This is a genomic window from Aeromonas eucrenophila, assembly GCF_000819865.1.
GTDB classification, from domain to species: Bacteria; Pseudomonadota; Gammaproteobacteria; order Enterobacterales; family Aeromonadaceae; genus Aeromonas; species Aeromonas eucrenophila.
This window is the reverse complement of sequence record NZ_CDDF01000019.1, coordinates 168193-186447: the sequence shown is the minus strand read 5'-3', so window position 1 is coordinate 186447 and position 18255 is coordinate 168193. Positions and strand designations below refer to the sequence as shown.

Annotated in this window: 15 protein-coding genes; 12 read left to right on the top strand and 3 right to left on the bottom strand. The window is 61.8% G+C overall.

The genetic code is table 11. The features are described from left to right. Nucleotides 1-1101, top strand: a 1101-nt coding sequence (locus tag BN1124_RS20395; protein WP_042645001.1) for a transketolase-like TK C-terminal-containing protein, incomplete at its 5' end; no start/stop codon positions are given. A 358-nt stretch (nt 1102-1459) separates the two neighbouring features. Here the strand turns inward: BN1124_RS20395 and BN1124_RS20390 are convergent. Further along, nucleotides 1460-2743 carry a carbohydrate porin gene (locus BN1124_RS20390; RefSeq protein ID WP_042644999.1) on the bottom strand — a complete coding sequence of 428 codons (1284 nt, stop codon included), beginning with the start codon at nt 2741-2743 and terminating at the stop codon, nt 1460-1462. 1141 nt (nt 2744-3884) lie between these two features. Between BN1124_RS20390 and ppk2 the strand changes: the two genes are divergently transcribed. Continuing rightward, entirely contained in the window at nt 3885-4709 is an 825-nt protein-coding gene (ppk2, locus tag BN1124_RS20385; protein ID WP_042645013.1) for a polyphosphate kinase 2, read from the top strand. A gap of 81 nt (nt 4710-4790) precedes the next feature. Here the strand turns inward: ppk2 and BN1124_RS20380 are convergent, their stop codons facing one another. After that, on the bottom strand, nt 4791-6431 hold the full coding sequence (locus BN1124_RS20380) for a SulP family inorganic anion transporter (protein ID WP_042644997.1): 1641 nt from the start codon (nt 6429-6431) through the stop codon (nt 4791-4793). 351 nt (nt 6432-6782) lie between these two features. Between BN1124_RS20380 and BN1124_RS20375 the strand changes: the two genes are divergently transcribed. From BN1124_RS20375 to BN1124_RS20355, 6 genes are all read left to right on the top strand, one after another. Further along, nucleotides 6783-7844: a PQQ-dependent sugar dehydrogenase gene (locus BN1124_RS20375; RefSeq protein WP_042644995.1), complete on the top strand. Its 1062-nt coding sequence runs from the start codon at nt 6783-6785 to the stop codon at nt 7842-7844. Nucleotides 7845-7888: 44 nt separating this feature from the next. Beyond that, entirely contained in the window at nt 7889-8029 is a 141-nt protein-coding gene (locus BN1124_RS21075; RefSeq protein WP_082041678.1) for an entericidin A/B family lipoprotein, read from the top strand. Nucleotides 8030-8186: 157 nt separating this feature from the next. Further along, the gene (locus BN1124_RS20370; RefSeq protein ID WP_042644993.1) at nt 8187-9077 is read left to right on the top strand and encodes a DMT family transporter; all 891 of its coding nucleotides are present in this window, start codon (nt 8187-8189) and stop codon (nt 9075-9077) included. 59 nt (nt 9078-9136) lie between these two features. Further along, the gene (locus tag BN1124_RS20365) at nt 9137-11071 is read left to right on the top strand and encodes a methyl-accepting chemotaxis protein (RefSeq protein ID WP_042644991.1); all 1935 of its coding nucleotides are present in this window, start codon (nt 9137-9139) and stop codon (nt 11069-11071) included. A 681-nt stretch (nt 11072-11752) separates the two neighbouring features. Further along, complete coding sequence (locus BN1124_RS20360; RefSeq protein ID WP_042644989.1) at nt 11753-13153, top strand: OprD family outer membrane porin; 1401 nt, start codon at nt 11753-11755, stop codon at nt 13151-13153. A 106-nt stretch (nt 13154-13259) separates the two neighbouring features. Next, the gene (locus BN1124_RS20355; protein WP_042644987.1) at nt 13260-14090 is read left to right on the top strand and encodes an SDR family oxidoreductase; all 831 of its coding nucleotides are present in this window, start codon (nt 13260-13262) and stop codon (nt 14088-14090) included. A gap of 76 nt (nt 14091-14166) precedes the next feature. On the opposite strand, the gene BN1124_RS20350 is transcribed toward BN1124_RS20355, so the two are convergent. Continuing rightward, complete coding sequence (locus BN1124_RS20350; protein WP_042644985.1) at nt 14167-14499, bottom strand: DUF1904 family protein; 333 nt, start codon at nt 14497-14499, stop codon at nt 14167-14169. Between the two features lie 70 nt (nt 14500-14569). On the opposite strand from BN1124_RS20350, the gene BN1124_RS20345 reads away from it, so the two are divergent. The 4 genes from BN1124_RS20345 to BN1124_RS20335 all read left to right on the top strand — a co-directional run bounded on the left by BN1124_RS20345 (nt 14570) and on the right by BN1124_RS20335 (nt 18110). Further along, nucleotides 14570-15469 carry a TraB/GumN family protein gene (locus tag BN1124_RS20345; RefSeq protein WP_042644983.1) on the top strand — a complete coding sequence of 300 codons (900 nt, stop codon included), beginning with the start codon at nt 14570-14572 and terminating at the stop codon, nt 15467-15469. Nucleotides 15470-15648: 179 nt separating this feature from the next. Then, on the top strand, nt 15649-15798 hold the full coding sequence (locus BN1124_RS21070) for a DUF3149 domain-containing protein (RefSeq protein WP_082041677.1): 150 nt from the start codon (nt 15649-15651) through the stop codon (nt 15796-15798). A 147-nt stretch (nt 15799-15945) separates the two neighbouring features. After that, nucleotides 15946-16527 (top strand): DNA endonuclease SmrA, encoded by a 582-nt coding sequence (smrA, locus tag BN1124_RS20340; RefSeq protein ID WP_042644982.1) that lies wholly within the window; start codon nt 15946-15948, stop codon nt 16525-16527. Nucleotides 16528-16631: 104 nt separating this feature from the next. Next, complete coding sequence (locus BN1124_RS20335; RefSeq protein ID WP_042644980.1) at nt 16632-18110, top strand: carboxypeptidase M32; 1479 nt, start codon at nt 16632-16634, stop codon at nt 18108-18110. The last annotated feature ends 145 nt before the right edge of the window (nt 18111-18255 follow it).

Below are 18255 nucleotides of genomic sequence, written 5' to 3'. Positions count from 1 at the left end.
GAGAAAGGCACCAAGCTGGAAGCCGACTGGGCTGCCAAGTTTGCCGCCTATGAAGCCGCGCACCCGACCCTGGCCGCCGAATTCAAACGCCGCACCGTCGGTGAGCTGCCGGCCAACTGGGCTGCAGAATCCGCCAAGATCATCGAAACCCTGCAAGCGAACCCGGCCAAGATCGCAACCCGTAAAGCGTCCCAGAACTCTCTGGAAGCCTTCGGCAAGCTGCTGCCCGAGTTCATGGGTGGCTCTGCGGATCTGGCACCGTCCAACCTGACCATGTGGTCCGGCTCCAAGTCCCTGACCAATGAAGATGCCTCCGGCAACTACATTCACTACGGTGTGCGCGAGTTCGCCATGTCCGCCATCATGAACGGCATCGCCCTGCACGGTGGTTTCATCCCCTACGGCGCGACCTTCCTGATGTTCATGGAATACGCCCGTAACGCCCTGCGCATGGCCGCCCTGATGAAGCAGCGCGCCATCTTCGTTTACACCCACGACTCCATCGGTCTGGGTGAAGATGGCCCGACTCACCAGCCGGTGGAGCAGATCGCTTCCCTGCGTCTGACCCCGAACATGAGCACCTGGCGCCCATGTGACCAGGTGGAATCCGCCATCGCCTGGAAGCATGCCATCGAGCGCAATGACGGCCCGACTGCACTGATCTTCTCTCGTCAGAACCTGCCGCAAATGGACCGCACCGCCCAGCAACTGGCCGATGTGGCCAAGGGTGGTTATGTGCTGAAGGATTGCGCCGGCACTCCGGAGCTGATCCTGATCGCCACCGGTTCCGAAGTAGAGCTGGCCGTGGCCGCCTACGTCGAGCTGACCGCCAAGGGCCGCGCCGTGCGCGTGGTCTCCCTGCCGGCCACCGACGTGTTCGACGCCCAGTCTGCCGAGTACAAGGAATCCGTGCTGCCGTCTTCCGTGACCAAGCGTGTCGCCATCGAAGCGGGCATCGCCGACTACTGGTACAAGTACGTAGGCTTTGGCGGCAAGATCATCGGCATGACCACCTTCGGTGAGTCCGCGCCGGCCGAGCTCTTGTTCAAGGAATTTGGCTTTACCGTGGAAAACGTGGTCGCGACCGCCGAATCCCTGTAATGCCCGCCGGCATCTTGGGCTGAGCAGCACCGGGCCCAAGCGCTGAGTCGATAAACGCCCCCCATCGCAAGATGGGGGGCGTTTTTCTACTGCCGCTGTTGTGTTGATAGAAACGTCTCCCTGCCTCCCCAGCACGGTGCGTCTTCGAGAATACGAAGACGGCGGCGAGAACCGGACAAGTTCAGTAACGCCTTGACCCAAGAGAGAGACTTCGAGGTCATCCCGATAGGGATTGCCATAAAACACAAGGGGTTGGCATCAATATGATGCCAACCCCCTGCTACTTCCGCTTTTAGCATCCGCCCTCTCTGTACACCGGGCAGAGAAGAGGCTTCAGCCGTTGCTTCTGACTATCTTGTTACCACCAGACGTTGGCTTGCAGGCCGATGGTCCAGGTGTCATCGGCGGTGCCGTTGTCGAAGGCGTGGGAACCATCCCAGTCGGAGTTGTCGCTATCGAGGTAGCTGGCAAACACGCGCAGCTCCGGCTCACCACGGCCGAAGGAGAACGCCTGGGCGATGGTGGTCTTGGAACCACTGCGGGACTCCACATCACCGTTTTCGGTCTTCTCGTCATCGAAGTAACCGGCTTCCACATAGGTGCGGGTGATATCGGTCCAGTGGTAGGTCACCTTGGCGCTCACCGCGAAGGCGCTTGCGTCACCTTCTTTACCATCCCACAGCTTGATGTCGTTCGCTTCGGCGTAGTTGATGGCGTGGCTCAGTTCCCAATCGGCGGCCAGCGGGATGATACCGTGGTTGCGGATGGCAAAGCCGTTACCGCTCTCGACGGTACCGTTCAGGGTGTCGGCCGCACCGAAGGTGACGCCTTGCAGGGCGGAGCCGTCTGCGTAGTACTGGAGGGTAGTCTTGTTCCAACCGGTTCCCAGGAGGGACTGGTTCAGCTCCAGCATCACTGCATGACCATCGGCGAAGTCATGTTTATGAAGGACATCAGTTTGCTCGGTGGTCGCATCGGCGTTCAGGAACTTGTAACCCATGGCCAGGGTTGCGCCGTTCCACACGGGCAGGCTGTCGTAGGTCAACTCCAACTGATTGGCGTCGATCATGTCCTCAACATTCTGTGCATCATCGTTGATATAGGAGTCCGCAATATCACGATGCAGCGCGGCCACGGAGAGCTTGCCCTGGCCCAGCTTCATTCCTTCGATACCGCCGCCGATATTGGTCTGGTTCCAATAGTCGTAATCGTTAGAGCCAATGCTATAGCTCTTGTTGTACTGACGAATACCGACCCAGGAGGTCTCCCCCAGCCCCATGAAGTTGCGAAGCTGCATGTTCAGGTTTTCCCAACCGAAGTTGGAATCATCCATCTTGCTGTTGGTATCACCGTCGTACATGTTGAACATGGTCTGGATATAGACAGACTTGGTGTCATCGCTCTTCAGCTCTTTGCCAAAGCCGACTTCGGCATAGGTATCGAACTCGTTACCCAGACGACCCAGCTTTTTCTTCTCGAAGCTGCCACCCACGGCGTCTTGCATGGAGCCACCATCACCAGTGCCCATGCCGGAGCGGAAATAACCGTAGTAGTCGAAACCGGCGGCCTCGGCAGAGACGGCGGCTTGAGCAGAAAGTGCTGACACAACGGCGACAGCAATCGGGAGCCACTTGGTTTTCATTATTTCTTCCTTTATTGCGATGTTTTATTGCGAGGCACTGAAGACAATCAGTGCCTCACCAAGTCGATTCCATGACCAATGAAGTCCCTGCACGTCGTTGTGCAGGGGAGATTAAAAATTGGGAATTAGCGCTGCAGTGCCCGAACATCGGCCTAGGTGAACGCTTCACATCCCCCTTCGTTCTGCCGAGTCAACTTTATCAACGCTATTAATAAATGGTGCTCCGTTATCTGAGCTCTATTTGTACTTATTCGAAAGAATCCAAAACAGAAACATCAACCTTTAGAATGACTGATGTTTATGCTCTATCACCAAGAATAAAAGGGCCACAAATGTGCCTCGAAATAATATCCACCATTAGAGAATAGATAATAAAATCTAAATAAAAGCAGGCGACAAAAGCCACGCTTGAATTATTGAAACGACTTCGTTTGGCACGCATTGGCCTTTGAGGCGATCATGCAGATGACCAACCTCTGCACCAGGCAGAAGGGCGTCATCCTCTTGCGCTTGCACCATGCAGAGACGCTATGCTGATCGAGTACAGCGCTTGGCCTGTCTGGTCTTTCACCTTTGCAGTGAGTCGATAGATGCACACTCCAACAGCGCGGAACAGCTGGTTCCGATTGTTAACACATCGATGTTAAATTCGGCCAACCACATTATTGAGCATCTTGTTTTTAAGTGAGGGAACTATAACAAACGCCTTTGGCGATGACAGAAGCCGACTACTGTTTTGCTGCAAGGTTCACACAATTTTCATTCATCATTTATTTAAAGGACTCACATTGATATCTTGAGGCTTAATTATTAGCCCATCATGTACCCAACCTGTATTAAAGCTGAATTTAACTCTGCCATTAAAACTGAATGCAACCTTAATTGAATTGGAGCTGAATATAAATAATTAACAGGCGTTCCGTGGGTTATCCATATTGACAATGAGCATCCTCATCATCAAGTGAGAGAGACATGACTGGATAACCACAAGGTCTGCTCAGACCGGCAGGTTCAAGCGGCCTTATACCTGGCTCGCCATTTGTTTTATGACTGTTATCAAATATATCGTCATGTACACTCAAGGAGTAACCGTCAAGGGTGACGGCCGCTCTCCACCTGTTTGAGACAAGAGAAGGACATCATGGGTAACAAGAAGAAAGCCAAGGTAGAACAAGTCACAGAGGCGCCCGAGCACAAGCCGCTTGGCACCAAGGAGTATGAGAAGGAGCTGCGGCGCCTGCACGTGGAGCTCGTCAAGCTGCAGCAGTGGGTGGTGCACAAGGGGCTCAAGGTCTGCATCGTGTTCGAGGGACGTGACGGCGCGGGCAAGGGCGGCACCATCAAGGCACTCACCGAACGAGTCAGTCCGCGAGTGTTTAGGGTCGTGGCCCTGCCCGCGCCCACCGAGCGGGAGAAGAGCCAGCTCTACATGCAGCGCTACGTCCCCCATCTGCCCGCCGCCGGCGAGATCGTCATCTTCGACCGCAGCTGGTACAACAGAGCCGGCGTGGAGCGGATCATGGGCTTCTGCACCCCGGAGGCGAGCGACAAGTTCCTGGTCAGCACGCCGCAGATGGAGTGGTCCATGGTCGATGCCGGCATCATCTTGTTGAAATACTGGCTGGAGGTGAGTCCGGAGGAGCAGGAGCGCCGGTTGCGGGATCGCATCGACGACGGTCGCAAGACCTGGAAACTCTCGCCGATGGACATCAAGTCATTCAATCGCTGGGACGACTACACCGAGGCGCGGGACGCCATGTTCGCCGCCACTGACACCACCTGGGCCCCCTGGTTCGTGGCGCGCTCCGAAGACAAGAAGAAGGTGCGGCTCAACATCATCTCCCACCTGCTGGCCCACATTCCCTATGAAGAGTTGCCGGTCGAACATGTCAAGCTGCCCAAGCGCAAGATAGGCAAGGCCAAGCCCACCGACCACCCGTTCCGTTTCATTCCGGAACAGTTCTGAATGCCATCACGGGGGGAGCCTGAGGTTCCCCCTAACCCTACCATATCGACGAAAACCCCATCCCGAGAGGGCACCTGAAGCCTATCCCATGCGCTGTTGATATTGGCGGATGGCCGCCCTGGCATTGAACAGCATGCGGTCCGGGCCGAGTTGCCTGGCCAGGCCGCTGCGGCGCACGTTCTCGAGCACCCCGGGATTGAGGCCGGCCAGCCAAAGCTCGACGCCCCTGGCGCGCACCTGCTGCTCCCCTTCCATCAGCATCATCAGCGCCGAATACTCCACATCCAGCACCCGGCTCATGTCCAGCACCACCACCTCGGGTTGCTGGCTCTCGATCAGTTGCCGCAACTGGGCCGCCACGTGCTGGACGTTGATGAAGAAGAGCCGCCCCTCCGGCCGCAGGATCAGCAGCCCCGGGATCGTCTCGTCCTTGGGATGACGCTCGGAGAGCGGGCGCAGCACATCCTCCCCCGGCTTGCGGCCGATCACATGGACCCGGGGCTGCGCCGTCTGGCTCGCCAGCCCCAACAGGGAGGCCAGGATCGCCACCACTATCCCCTGCAAGGTGCCGAACAGCAGCACCCCCAGGCAGGCGATGGCGGCCCAGCGAAACTCCATCATGCGAATTTGCCCGATCTTGCGAAACTCGCCCGGCTGGATGAGCCCCACCGAGTAGACGATGACCACCACCGCCAGGGTAGCGTTCGGCAGCCAGGACAACAGGGGGGCGAGGAAGATCATGGTCGCCAGCGCCATCGCCGCCGTGACCACTGAGGCGCGCTGGCTGATCCCGCCGACGGAGCGAACCACCGCGGTCTGGGAGGTGCCGCCCCCCGCCGGCATGCTGCCGCAGAAGGCGCCCCCCAGGTTGGCCAGCCCGGTGGCCACCAGCTCACGGTTCGGATTGATCTCGGGCTCCCCCTCCCCCATGAAGGCGCGGCCGGCGGCAATGGTCTCGGTAAAGCTCATCAGCGCGATGCCCGCCGCCCCCGGCAGCAGTTGCAGCACCAGCGCCAGATCCTGCATCGTCAGGCTGGGCAGGCCGGTGGGAATGGTGCCGACGATGGCGACACCCGCCTCGTTCAGTCCCCAGCCCCACACCAGCGCGATACCTAGCCCCACCCCCAGCAGGGGGGCGGGGGAGTGCGGGAAGCGCCACTCCATGAGCACCAGCACCACCAAGGTGGCGAGGGCGACCCCCAGGGTCGCCAAAGAGGTCTCGGGCAGCGCCTGCCCCAGGTGATAGAGATCCATGAAGAAGTTCTCTTTCTGCAGGTGCACCCCGAACAGCTTGGGCAATTGATCGAGGATGATGACCAACCCGATGCCGCTCTTGAAACCCACCAGCACCGGCAGGGAGATGAAGTTGGCCACGAACCCGAGCCGCAGCACCGCCGCCAGCATCAGCATGGCCCCCACCAGCAGGGTCAGGGTGGCCGTCACCGTGATCAGCTGGCCGGGATCGCCATCCGGCACCACCACCCCGAGCTGGGTCGCGGTCAGGATGGCCAGGGTACTGGTGGAGCTGACGTTGAGCACCCGGGACGAGCCGAGCAGGGCGTAGATCAGCATGGGCACGAAGGCGGTGTAGAGGCCGATCGCCACCGGCAGACCGGCCACGGTGGCGTAGGCCATGGCCTTGGGCAGTACGACCGCCGCCGCAGTGACGCCGGCCAGCAGATCGGGCAGAAGGCGCCTGGGCGCCGACGCGGGTGATGACATAGTCTCCTCCATAAATGCTGGCCTGAGCGGGCTCAGATGCTGTCATCTGGGCGCTCGGCCCCCCTCATTGTCAACCATGCGAGGCGGAAAACGGGCGCCACCTCAGATCCCGCATGCTGGTCAATGGCCGATGGCTCACGAGGGGATCTGACAGCTCTCATTCCCGCGAGACCATCGGAAGGCCACTGCTGAAAGTGTACGTCCCCGTCACACACAGGACTGGGCGACCGGCGACGAAATAGATGAAAACTGAGGGGCCAAGCAGAGCCGCGCCGTCGACGCCCCTCCCCCCTCTATACTTCAGCGACGACGGCTCACGCCAAGACCCGATATCCAGCGGAGGTTCCCACCTTGCGTTTATTGCTCATCCTGTTGCTGCTCGGCCTGCTGGCACCGGTCAGGGCGCTGACCCTGGTGCCACTCGCAGAGGGGCTGGCTCACCCCTGGGGGCTGGCCTTCCTGCCCGATGGGGATCTGCTGGTCGGCGAGCGCCCCGGCCGTTTGCTGCGTCTCGATGCCAAGGGGCAGCGTCACCCGATCTCGGGCCTGCCCCCCATTGCCAACCAGGGTCAGGGTGGCCTGCTCGATCTCGCGCTGGACAAGGAAGGCTGGCTCTATCTGAGCTACAGCGAGCCCGGCGAAGGAGGCGTCGGCACCGCGGTGGCCAGGGCTCGGCTGCAAAAAGATGCCCTGACGGACTGGCAACTGCTGTTTCGCCAGCAACCCAAGGTCGCCGGTGGCGCTCACTTCGGCTCCCGCTTGCTGTTGACGGAGGATGACTACCTCTTCATCACCCTGGGCGATCGCTTCACCGAACGGGAGCGGGCCCAGAGCCTGGACAACCACCTCGGCAAGACGGTGCGCCTGCACAAGGATGGCCGGATCCCCGCCGACAATCCTTTCGTCGGGACAGCCGGGGCCCTGCCCGAGATCTGGAGCCTGGGTCACCGCAACATGCAGGGGGCCGCACTGCGCCCAGGCAGCCAGCAGTTCTGGGCCCACGAGCACGGCCCTCAGGGCGGGGACGAGGTCAATCTCATCCTGCCCGGCCACAACTACGGCTGGCCCAGGGTGACCTTCGGCGAGGAGTACGGGGGCGGCAAGATTGGCTCGGGCACGGCGGCGCCGGGCATGACACCCCCGCAGTGGATCTGGGTGCCCTCCATCGCCCCCTCGGGCATGACATTTTATCGGGGCGAGCAGTTCAAGCAGTGGCAGGGAGACCTGTTCGTCGGCGCCCTGCGCGGCCAGGCCCTGTTGCATCTGCGGCTGGCAGGGGACAAGATTGTGTCTGAGGAGCGGCTGCTGACGGAGCTGGGAGAGCGGATCCGTACCGTCAAGGAGGGACCGGACGGTGCCCTCTATCTGTTGACCGATGCCGCTAACGGACGCCTGCTCAAGCTGACCCCCTGACGAGAACATGGATAATGGACAACGCCGCCATAGGAGAAAGAATGATGAACAGATTACGAGGCCTGTTGATGCTGGGTGCCTGCCTGTTACTGCTGGGATGCAACACCATCCACGGCATGGGCAGGGATGTGGAGCGGGCGGGGGAAGTGATCCAGAAATCAACCAACCTCTCGGACAACAAGTAGGCGAGCCCCAGAGGGCGCCACGGACAAACCTCCCGGGGAGCCGCATCACTCATCCCCCGTCCCGCGCCGGGCAAACAAACCCCAGCATTCACTGCCGCACGAGGGCCAGTCTGATAGACTGGCCCTCGTTTTTGTTCATCTTGCAAAGGAGTGTTGGATGTCTGCTGTTTCCTGGTGGGACAAGCCCACCGGTCTGGCCCTGCTCACCATCTTGCTGTGGGCCTCGCTTGCTGCGCTCACCTCCCGTATCACCAGCGTCTCGCCGCTGGTGCTGGTGGGGCTGGTGCTGTTCTTCTGCGGCGCCGGCGCCCTGCCGTTCTGGCGCCAGTGGCGGGCCCGCCCCGTCACCTGGCTGGTGACCATCACGGCCCTGCTGCTCTATCACCTGCTGTTGTTCATGAGCTTTCGCCACGCCCCCGTGCTCGAGGCGAACCTCATCAACTATCTGTGGCCCCTGTGCATCATTCTGTTCACGCCGCTGCTGCTGCCAAACCACCCGCTGCACCTGCATCACCTGCTGGCCGGGGCACTGGGCCTTACCGGCTCGGTGCTGGTGATGGTCGACGGCGAGCTGCAGTTGCAGCAGGCCTATCTGCCCGGCTACCTGCTGGCATTGGGCGCCGCCATCATCTGGGGGGCCTACTCCGTGCTCTCCCGTCGTCTGCCACCCGCCCCCGCCGTGGTGACCGCCGCCGCCTGCCTGCCCGCCGGCTTGCTGGCGCTGCTGCTCGCCTGGATGCTGGAGGGGCCGTTACCCCTCGCCAGGATCCCGACGGCTGACTGGCTGCTCATCGCGGGGCTGGCGCTCGGGCCCATGGGGGCGGCCTTCATCACCTGGTATCTGGCACTGCGGGACGGGGATCCGCGCCGCATCGGTGCGCTGGCCTACCTGACCCCGCTGCTGAGTACCCTGCTGCTGGTCTGGCTCAACGGCGAGCAGCTCACTCCCCGTCACCTGCTGGCAGGGGCGCTCATCATGGGGGGCGCCCTGCTTGGCTTGCTGGTACGGACCCCCAAGGCGCGCAAGACGAGCCCGCCACTGTCATAAAAACGCCATCACTCCTGCTTAAGCTCCAGCCCATCGCGTGGTTCAAGCAGGATGTTGATGTGAAAATTGCCCATTATGCCGCCCTCTCCTCTCTGGTTTTACTGCTGGTCGCAGGCATCCAGGCCGCCGCCCTGTTTCATGGCTGGCAGCAGCTGGATCAGGCGGAGCAGACCCAGCGTCAACACGAACGCCTGCAACAGCGGCTGAACGGCCCGCTGCAGGGGGCGCTTCGCGACTACCTCGGCAGCGGCGATCCCCTGCGTCTGGCCGAAGCACAGGGGGTTCGCAAACAGGCACTCGGTCGGCTGGCTCAACAGGATCCCGGTCTGAGCGCACCGCTGCGTACCCTGCTCGAGCAGATGGGTGAGCGCATCGACAGCGATTATCTGGCGGCGGGCAAGCTCTCCGGCAACAGCCAGTGGCTGCTGCAAAATGCCGAGAACGAGCTGACCGCCCACGCCAAAGCGCTGCTGCGCTACGGTCAGCAGGGGGCGACGGGCACGGATCCCTTGAATGCCGATCAATACCGCCTGCTTGCCGCCGACATGCTGGCGACCCTGCCAGGGCTCGGCCATCTGCGTCAGAACTACATGGAGCAGGCCAGCCCCAAGCTGCTGGAAGGCTTGCAATTCGAACTGAGCGCCCTGCAGAAACAGGCTGACAAGCTGGCGGCATTGCCGGCACTCGGGATCTTTGAAGAGGCTCCCGCCGACGAATTCACTCTTGGCGAACCCGAGCGCCGGGAACTCGGCGAACAGCCGCGCAGCGAGCTGGTCTCCCTGCTCAAGCGCTACCCACAGGAGCTGGACAACAGTCGCAAGGCGTTGCAACAGCAGCAGGCGGCTCGCCAGATGGTGCAGCAGGACATAGCGCAACTGTTGCAGGCAAGCGATCGGCTGGGGGAACAACTCGCCAGCGCGCGTCAGGATGTGAACAAGGAGCTCGCCACCATTCTCGGCTCCCTGGCGCTCTGTCTGGTGATCGTCGCCCTGCTGTTTGCGCTGGTGCAGCGGCGCTGGCTGGTCAAGCCGCTGTTGCAACTGCGCGGCGCCTTCGCACAACTCGATGCCACTGGTCAGGCCCAGCTGTTGCCGGCGAGATCCGAGCGCAACGAGCTCGCCGACATAGTCGCGAGCTACAACCGCCTCATCCTTCGCCTGCAACAGGATCAGCAACAGAAGGCGGGCCAGCTCTCCAGCGTCTCCTCGAGCCTACAGCAGATGGTGCAGCAGGTGCAGGAGATCCATCACAGCACCCGCACCACGGAGCAGGTGGTGGATGAGAGCGATCAGATGATGCAGGAGCTGAACCAGCTGGCGAGCGAGGTGCATCAGGTCGCCGCCGACATCGCCCAGCACGCCCAGCACAACGAACACTCCATGAGCCAGAGCGAGCAGCTGGTGGGCGGCATGCTGGCCGCCACCGCCCAGACCGGTCTGGCCATCGACGAGAGCAGCGGCGCCCTGACGCAGCTCAAGCGCTCGGTGGAGGATGTCACCGCCATCGTCGACGTCATCGGCCACATCTCCCAACAGACCAATTTGCTGGCCCTCAATGCCGCCATCGAGGCGGCCCGGGCCGGCGAGCAGGGTCGTGGCTTCGCGGTGGTCGCCGACGAGGTGCGGCATCTGTCGGCCGATACCCAGCGATCCCTCGGTCAGATCACCGAGATCCTGGCGAGCCTCACCCAGGCAGGGGATCAGCTCGCCACCGTGCTGACCCGCATCACGACGGAGGCCGCCGGCCAGCGCCAGCAGGCCGAGCAGTTGCGCCAGACTACCCAGACGGTGCGGGAGATAGCCCGCAGCACCGCCGTCATCGCCCTGCAGGGGGCCGACAACGCCAGGAGTCAGGAGCACAGGCTGGCCAGCTTCGCCACCCTGATCGGCCGTATCAGCCAACATGCCCACCAGGGCAGCCAGCTCTCGGTCCAGGTCTCGCAACATATCCATCACCAGGCCCAGCAGATCCCCCGTATCCTGGGTCAGGTCTGACCTACCCTTTATCCTCCCTCTGACCCGGCGGATCCACGTATCCCCGGGTCAGTGTCTATTGGCTGTTCATCCATCCTCTGGCTTGGCAGAGCCCCGTATCCCGTGTCAGACCTGATCTTCCCTCTACGCAATCGTCGTGGCTTATCCATCTCCTGATCCGGTGACCCCTCTGCGCAACCAAAAGAAATCGGCCCCGCCATTGAGAAACGGCGTCCTCCCACGGAGCTCTTATCTTTTTTTGTGACACAAAATTATCTGTTGCCACCAGGTTAACGGCGAAAGTTCCGCATCCTGTGCGAGATCCGCCTGCGATGGCGAAGCATTTCACCTGAAAACGCTGTCACCGCCGACACAGGCGGGCTGAGAGTGCCCACACCAAGAATCATGATTATTTGCACTCGGTCATATTTTTGAAATTTTAAGGGAACTTTCCGTTGATATTTCGCACCGCGAACGTACTCTGGTGTTATCCGATCGCCAAGGGTCGGAGCCAAAAAATAAAGACTGTAAAAATACAGACTGCCCTTCAGCGATGCGCCAAGGCATCCGCGAACACAGGGCACAGCCAGACCAAAAATTTTGCCCTTCGGGGTATAGATTGCAATGCCAATACCGAGCGGCGGGCCACTGCCTGACTGCCGGAAAAAAAAGCTAAGTCCATAAAATCAGGAGCAATACAAAATGGAAAAAGTGATCTTCAAGCGTGCCGCGTTGAGCGCTGCCGTGGTTGCAGCGCTGGTCGCCCCCGGTATGGCATTGGCCGCTCAGGACATGATGAGCCCGGAATACGGCAAGTCCTACGAGGCGTTCGCCGATGACGCCAAGCTGTCCGGCGGTCTGTTCTACTTCCAACGTGAGCGTGACCGCGTACAAGCCGGTCCCGGTCAGGATGGCAAATACCACTCCAACTTGAGCCACGCCACCGCGCAGGCAGCCCTTAACTTCAACTCAGGTTACGCCTGGGATGTGGTCGGTATCGACGTGGGCGGCTTCGGCGCCTATGACCTGGCGGTTGACGAGAGCAACGGCGTCAACGAAGAAAACGAATTCTCCTTCTGGGGTGACCAGTGGGGTTCAGGTGGTGACGGTGTTCCCGAGAATGGCTTCAGCCTCTCCACCGCATCCCTGAAATTTAAATTTGGTGACAAGGTCACCGCCAAGGGCGGCTACACCCAGCTGTATGTCCCCGGCATCCTGGGCGTGAACTGGTCCTATCAACCCGGTACCTACCGTGGTGGCCAGATCGAGGGTAACTTCGGTGGCCTTTACCTGACCTACGCCATCGCCGATGAATACAAGGCACCCTGGTTCAAGAACACCGCCGGCTTCTCCAAGAGCAGCCCCTACGCCAGCGACCCCTTCACCGATGCCAACAAGATCGACTACATCCATGGTCTGGCAGCCCGTTACACCTTCGAGAACGGCACCGCCGTCACCGGTGGCTTCGGTCAGTCCGAAGGCTACATGGACAGCTACCACTTCAAACTGGCACACAAGTTTGACGTGCTGGGTGGCCTGAACACCAGCTACCAGTTCTATGGCTCCAACACCGACAACGAAGACTATGACGGCCTGGCCTGGCAACAAGCCCTGACCGCGAGCTGGGCATCGGGTCCTTACGGCTTCCGTCTGGAAGGCCTGTACACCAAGGCTGAAGGGGATCTGGGCAACTACCTGCCCCGTCTGACCCGCGGCTACGGCAACTCCCAGGGTGCGAACGAGATCTGGTGGGATTCCCGCTCAGATTGGAACCACAACGAAGAGAAGGCTGTGTTCTTCGGTGTGACCCGTTCCCTGGATGATCTGGTGGGTGCACCTGGCTGGTCCACCGGTATCTCCGGTGCCTACGGTTGGGATGCCAACAACGGCGACGGTACTCTGGAAGGCGGTAAAGAGTGGGCTGCGAACTTCGACGTCATGTACACAGTGCAAGACGGCAAGCTGAAGGGCACCCTGTTCAAGCTGCACTACACCGACTACAACAACGAGCAGGACGACAAGGGCAGCTGGTACTACCCGAACATGTTCAGCTCCGAGCATGACGTCAAGTTCCACATCATCATGCCGTTCACCTTCCTGTAATCAGGGGGTAGCAGATAAGCAAACCGGGCCCTTGGGCCCGGTTTTGTTTTTGGGGCGCTCGGGCTACCATGCCCTCAGCCATTCTGACCCCGCCAAGGACAACCCCATGCCCCACCCCTTCGTACTCATCACCGGCTGCTCCAGCGGCATCGGCCTCGCCGCCGCCAAGGCGCTCGGGGCTCACGGCTTCACCGTCATCGCCTCCGCCCGCAAGGAGGAAGATGTGGCCTCGCTGCGCCAGCAGGGTCTGCTGGCAGTGCGGCTGGATCTCGCCGACGAGGCCAGCATAGAGCAGGGCGCCGCCGAGGCCCTGTCCCTGGCCGGGGGGCGCCTCTATGGGCTGTTCAACAACGGCGCCTACGGTCAGCCCGGTGCGCTGGAAGACTTGCCCACGGCCGCGCTGCGGGAGCAGTTCAATACCAACCTGTTTGGCTGGCATCACCTCATTCGTCAGGTGCTGCCGACCATGCTGTCGGCGGGAGAAGGGCGCATAGTGCAGAACAGCTCAGTGCTCGGCCTGGTGGCCATGAAGTTTCGCGGCGCCTACAACGCCAGCAAATTCGCGCTGGAGGGCTACACCGACACCCTGCGCCTGGAGCTCAAAGGCACCGGCGTGCAACTGAGCCTGATCGAGCCCGGCCCCATCGACACCCGCTTTCGCGCCAATGCCCGCGCCGCCTTCCTGCGCCACATCGCTCCCGAGGCGAGCCGCCATCAGGCCGCCTATGGCCAGACCCTGAGCCGGCTGGAGCGGGAGGGAGGCGCCCGTGGCTTCACCCTGCCAAGCGAGGCCTGCATAGCGCCGCTGCTCCATGCACTCAAGAGCAAGCGGCCGAAACACCGCTATCCGGTCACCTTCCCGACCAAGCTGTTCAGCGTGCTGCGCCGTCTGCTGCCGAGCCGCTGGCTCGACAGGCTGCTGATCAAATCCGCCTGAGCCGCAACAACCATCGATCGCGCAGGGGGCGATAGTTCCGCCCATTGCCCCTGCGGGATCCAGCCACACAGATGCCCTAGTAGTGCTCACCGTTGCTGTAGTAGTGGCTCTTGACTATGGGCAGCACCTGCACCACCACATAGGTCTGCTCCCCCAGCACCGCCTTCAGGTGGCGGGTGATGAGGGCGGCGGCGGCATCTTGCACTTCCTGGGGCCGCTCGAACCAGACCAGCTCCACGAAGGGGAAACCGGCCTCGATGGCGCCGTCACGCACCCGGATGCTGTCGACGCACTCCAGGGTGACAAACTCCGGCTTGCCGCCGGTCAGGGCGCAGAGTTCCGCCAGCAGAGGAGTGCTTATCCGCTGAAGGGTGTCGACAGAAACTGCCCGAAAACGAAGGTGGGGCATGGGAAACCTCTTGGCTGTGACAAATGAGGACTTATCATAGAGAAGTCATCCCGCTCGCATAAGGTACCTCATGAGATTTCATCCCCCGCTGTTCTCCCTGCTGCTGTGCCTGCTGCTGCCGCTGCAGGCCATCGCCGATCCGGCCTTCTATCGCATCGAAAAAGGCAACGAGCAACACTGGCTGCTGGGCTCCATCCATGCGGGCAAGCCTTCCCTCTATCCCCTGCCCGATCCCGTCGAGCGCGCCTGGCAACAGAGCCGCACCCTGGTGATGGAGGTCGACATGACCCACATCACCCAGGCGCAGTGGCAAGAGATGGGCGCCATCACCCGACTGGTGGATGGCAAGACGCTCAAGGATCACCTGCCGCTCGATCTCTACCGCCGCACCCTGATCGCCGCCGGCCAGAACGGTCTCACCGAAACCATGCTGGCCCCGCTGCGGCCCTGGTTCGCGGCCATCACCCTGACCCAGGCGGCGCTGGAGCGCACCGGCTACAGCGGCGAGTATGGGGTGGATCAGCACTTCGCGAAGCGGGCGAACGAGGGGGGCAAACCCATCGTCGGGCTGGAGACCCTGCTCGAGCAGCTCGGCTACCTCGCCAGCGTCGGCGACAACCAGACCCTAATGCTGGAGAGCACCCTGGATGAGCTGCCCGAACTCGAGGCCGGTTTTGCCAAGGTGATGAGCGCGTGGCAAGACGGGGATCAAGCCACCCTCATCAACCTGCTCAGGGAGGAGATGGCACCGCCGAAACTGCAAGCCTGGCTGGAACAGACCCTGCTGGCGGAGCGCAACCGCAACTGGGTCAAGAAGTGGCCGACGCTGCCAAACGAGAGCTTTATCGTGGTAGGCGCGCTGCATCTTTACGGCGATCAGGGCCTGCTCGCCCTGCTGGAGCAGCAAGGCTGGCGCATCACTGCGCTCACCGAGCCCAAGGCGCAGACCGCGACGCAGACGACGAATTGACGGCCTGAACGGCCGCCAAGATCACCCGGCCCCTCCTCAATCTGGTGCCGGGTGCGAGGCAGCTCACAGAACGGACTGCCGGTTTAATAACCACAACGGGACTTGATCGGGATCATCTCATTCCTCCCAAAGAGGTATCTATCATGCCTGTCATCAAGAGGACGACAGGAGTGAACGAGATGGAATTTTGGATGAACCTGATGTTTGGCAACAGCGTGGGGCTGATGTCCATGCTGGTGATTATCGGCACCTTCCTGCTGATCAGCTCCTACGCGGTCTACTTCATCTACAAGGTGATGAACGCCAAGCCCCCCACCGAGGAGCAATAAACCGGCGGGGCGCCAGACCAGGTGAGGACTGAGCCGCCGACCAGGCAGCAATAAGCCGGCGGGTAAACCGGCCGACCGCTGGCTGCCATTCAAAGCAAGGCCCTGCCCCGCTATAATGCCCGCTCATTCTCATGCGGGGAGCCTGCCGTGTCTCATGACGACGAACTCTCACTGTTCCTGCAGGAGGTGGCCGGTGTGCGGCCCCTTCGCAGCGACCATCTAGCCCCTCCTGCGGGCAACAACCCTCCGACCGAGGCGCAACTCGCACGCCGACAGGCCGCCAGTGCCGACCCGTTATCCCAAGATCCCCTCGGCATGGAAGGGATCGAGATGCTCGATCCCCACGACATCGTCGGCTTCAAGCGCGACGGGGTGCAGGAGGGGGTCTACAAGAAGCTGCGGCTCGGCAAATACGAGCTGCAGGCCAGCCTGGATCTGCATCAGAAGACGCTGAACGAGGCACGGGTCGCCCTGGTGCAGTTCATCCGGGACTGCGCTCAGCGGGATATCCGCTGCCTGCTGATCCTGCACGGCAAGGGGGAGCGCAGCACCCCGCGCGCCATGCTCAAGAGCCATGTCAGCGCCTGGTTGCCACAACTGCCCGAGGTCATGGCCATTCACAGTGCCGAGCGCCGTCACGGCGGCAGCGGCGCGCTCTATGTCTTGCTGCGAAAGAGCGAGCGCCAGAAGGCGGAGAACCGCGAACGCCATCAGAAGCGGCTCGGTTGAGCACCGGGAGTGGAAAAACGCCTGACGGCGGTGCTAGCATCGAGGCGCCCCGATCATGCCAGGTACGGGGTCGATTCTCTCAGGGCGATAACAAGGACAATTCCATGTCATATCAGAAGCTCGAACAACATCAGCAACAGCTGCACCGTCTCAGCCACCTCAGTGCCATCTGCGGCTGGGATCAGGCCGCCATGATGCCGGAGGGCGGCAACGAGGCGCGTGCCGAGGCCATGGCCGAGCTCGGCGTGCTCATTCACGAGAAGCGCACCGCCCCGGAACTTGGCGGCTGGATAGCCAAGGCCGAAGGCGAGAGCCTGGATGCGACCCAGCGCGCGAACCTGGGCGAGATCAAGCGCCACTGGCAGGATGCGAGCCTGCTGCCCACGGCGCTGGTGGAGGCCCTGTCTCTGGCCGGCAGCAAGTGCGAGCACGCCTGGCGTCGCCAGCGCAAGGAGAATGACTGGGCGGGCTTCGCACCGAACCTGAAAGAGGTGGTGAAGCTGTCGCGAGAAGTGGCGGCCTTGCGCGCCGAGGCGCTGAACGTGCGCCCCTACGACGCCATGCTGGCGCTGTACGAGCCCGGCATGACGAGCGCGCGGCTGGACGAGATCTTCGGCGATCTGACGAGCTGGCTGCCCGGCCTTATCCAGACGGTGAGCGAGCGGCAGAAGCAGGACGCCATCTTGCTCCCGCAGGGCCCCTTCCCCATAGCGACGCAACAGGCGCTCGGTCAGGAGGTGATGGGGCTGCTCGGCTTCGATTTCGCCCACGGCCGGCTCGACGTGAGCAGCCACCCGTTCTGCGGCGGCGTGCCGACGGACGTGCGCATCACCACGCGCTACAACGAGGACGAATTCGTCTCCAGCCTGATGGGCATAGTGCACGAGACGGGTCACGCCCGTTACGAGCAGGGACTGCCGCGCCATCTGCTCGGCCAGCCGGTCGCCGAGGCACGATCCATGGGCATTCACGAGAGCCAGAGCCTGTTCTGCGAGATGCAGCTCGGCCACTCGCCGGCGTTCCTGGCCCTGCTCGCGCCGCGCATCCGGTCGCACTTCGGCACCCAGCCCGCGCTGGATCCGGCGAACCTTGCGAAGCTGTACAACCGCGTCGAGCCCGGCTTCATCCGTGTCGATGCGGATGAGGTGACCTACCCGGCCCACGTGATCCTGCGCTACGAACTGGAGCGGGATCTCATCGAGGGACGCATCGAGGTCGCTGACATCCCCGAGCTGTGGGATGCAAAGATGCAGCAGTGGCTCGGGCTGTCGACGAGGGACAACTACCGCAATGGCTGCATGCAGGACATCCACTGGACGGACGGCTCGTTCGGTTACTTCCCGAGTTACACGCTCGGCGCCATGTACGCGGCGCAGCTGCGCTTCGCACTGGAGAAAGACTTGGGCGAGATGGGCGGCCTGATCGCGGCGGGCCGCCTGCCGGAGATCTTCGCGTGGCTTGGCCGCCATATCTGGTCCCAGGGCAGCCTGCACGACACCGATACGCTTATCCGCAACGCAACCGGCGAGGCGTTGAATCCGCAGTGGCTGCGCAAACACCTTGAGCAGCGTTATCTAAAGTAACCTCTGCCCTGATGCAACAAACGGCGCCCTGACTCGGGGCGCCATTTTTTTATCCCTCTTGTCCATAAGATCCCTGCCCCGACTATTTTTCCTATCCCTGTCCGTTTTTGGCTAGTCAGCCCCCTCGTCCCCGCTTAGTCTCAGA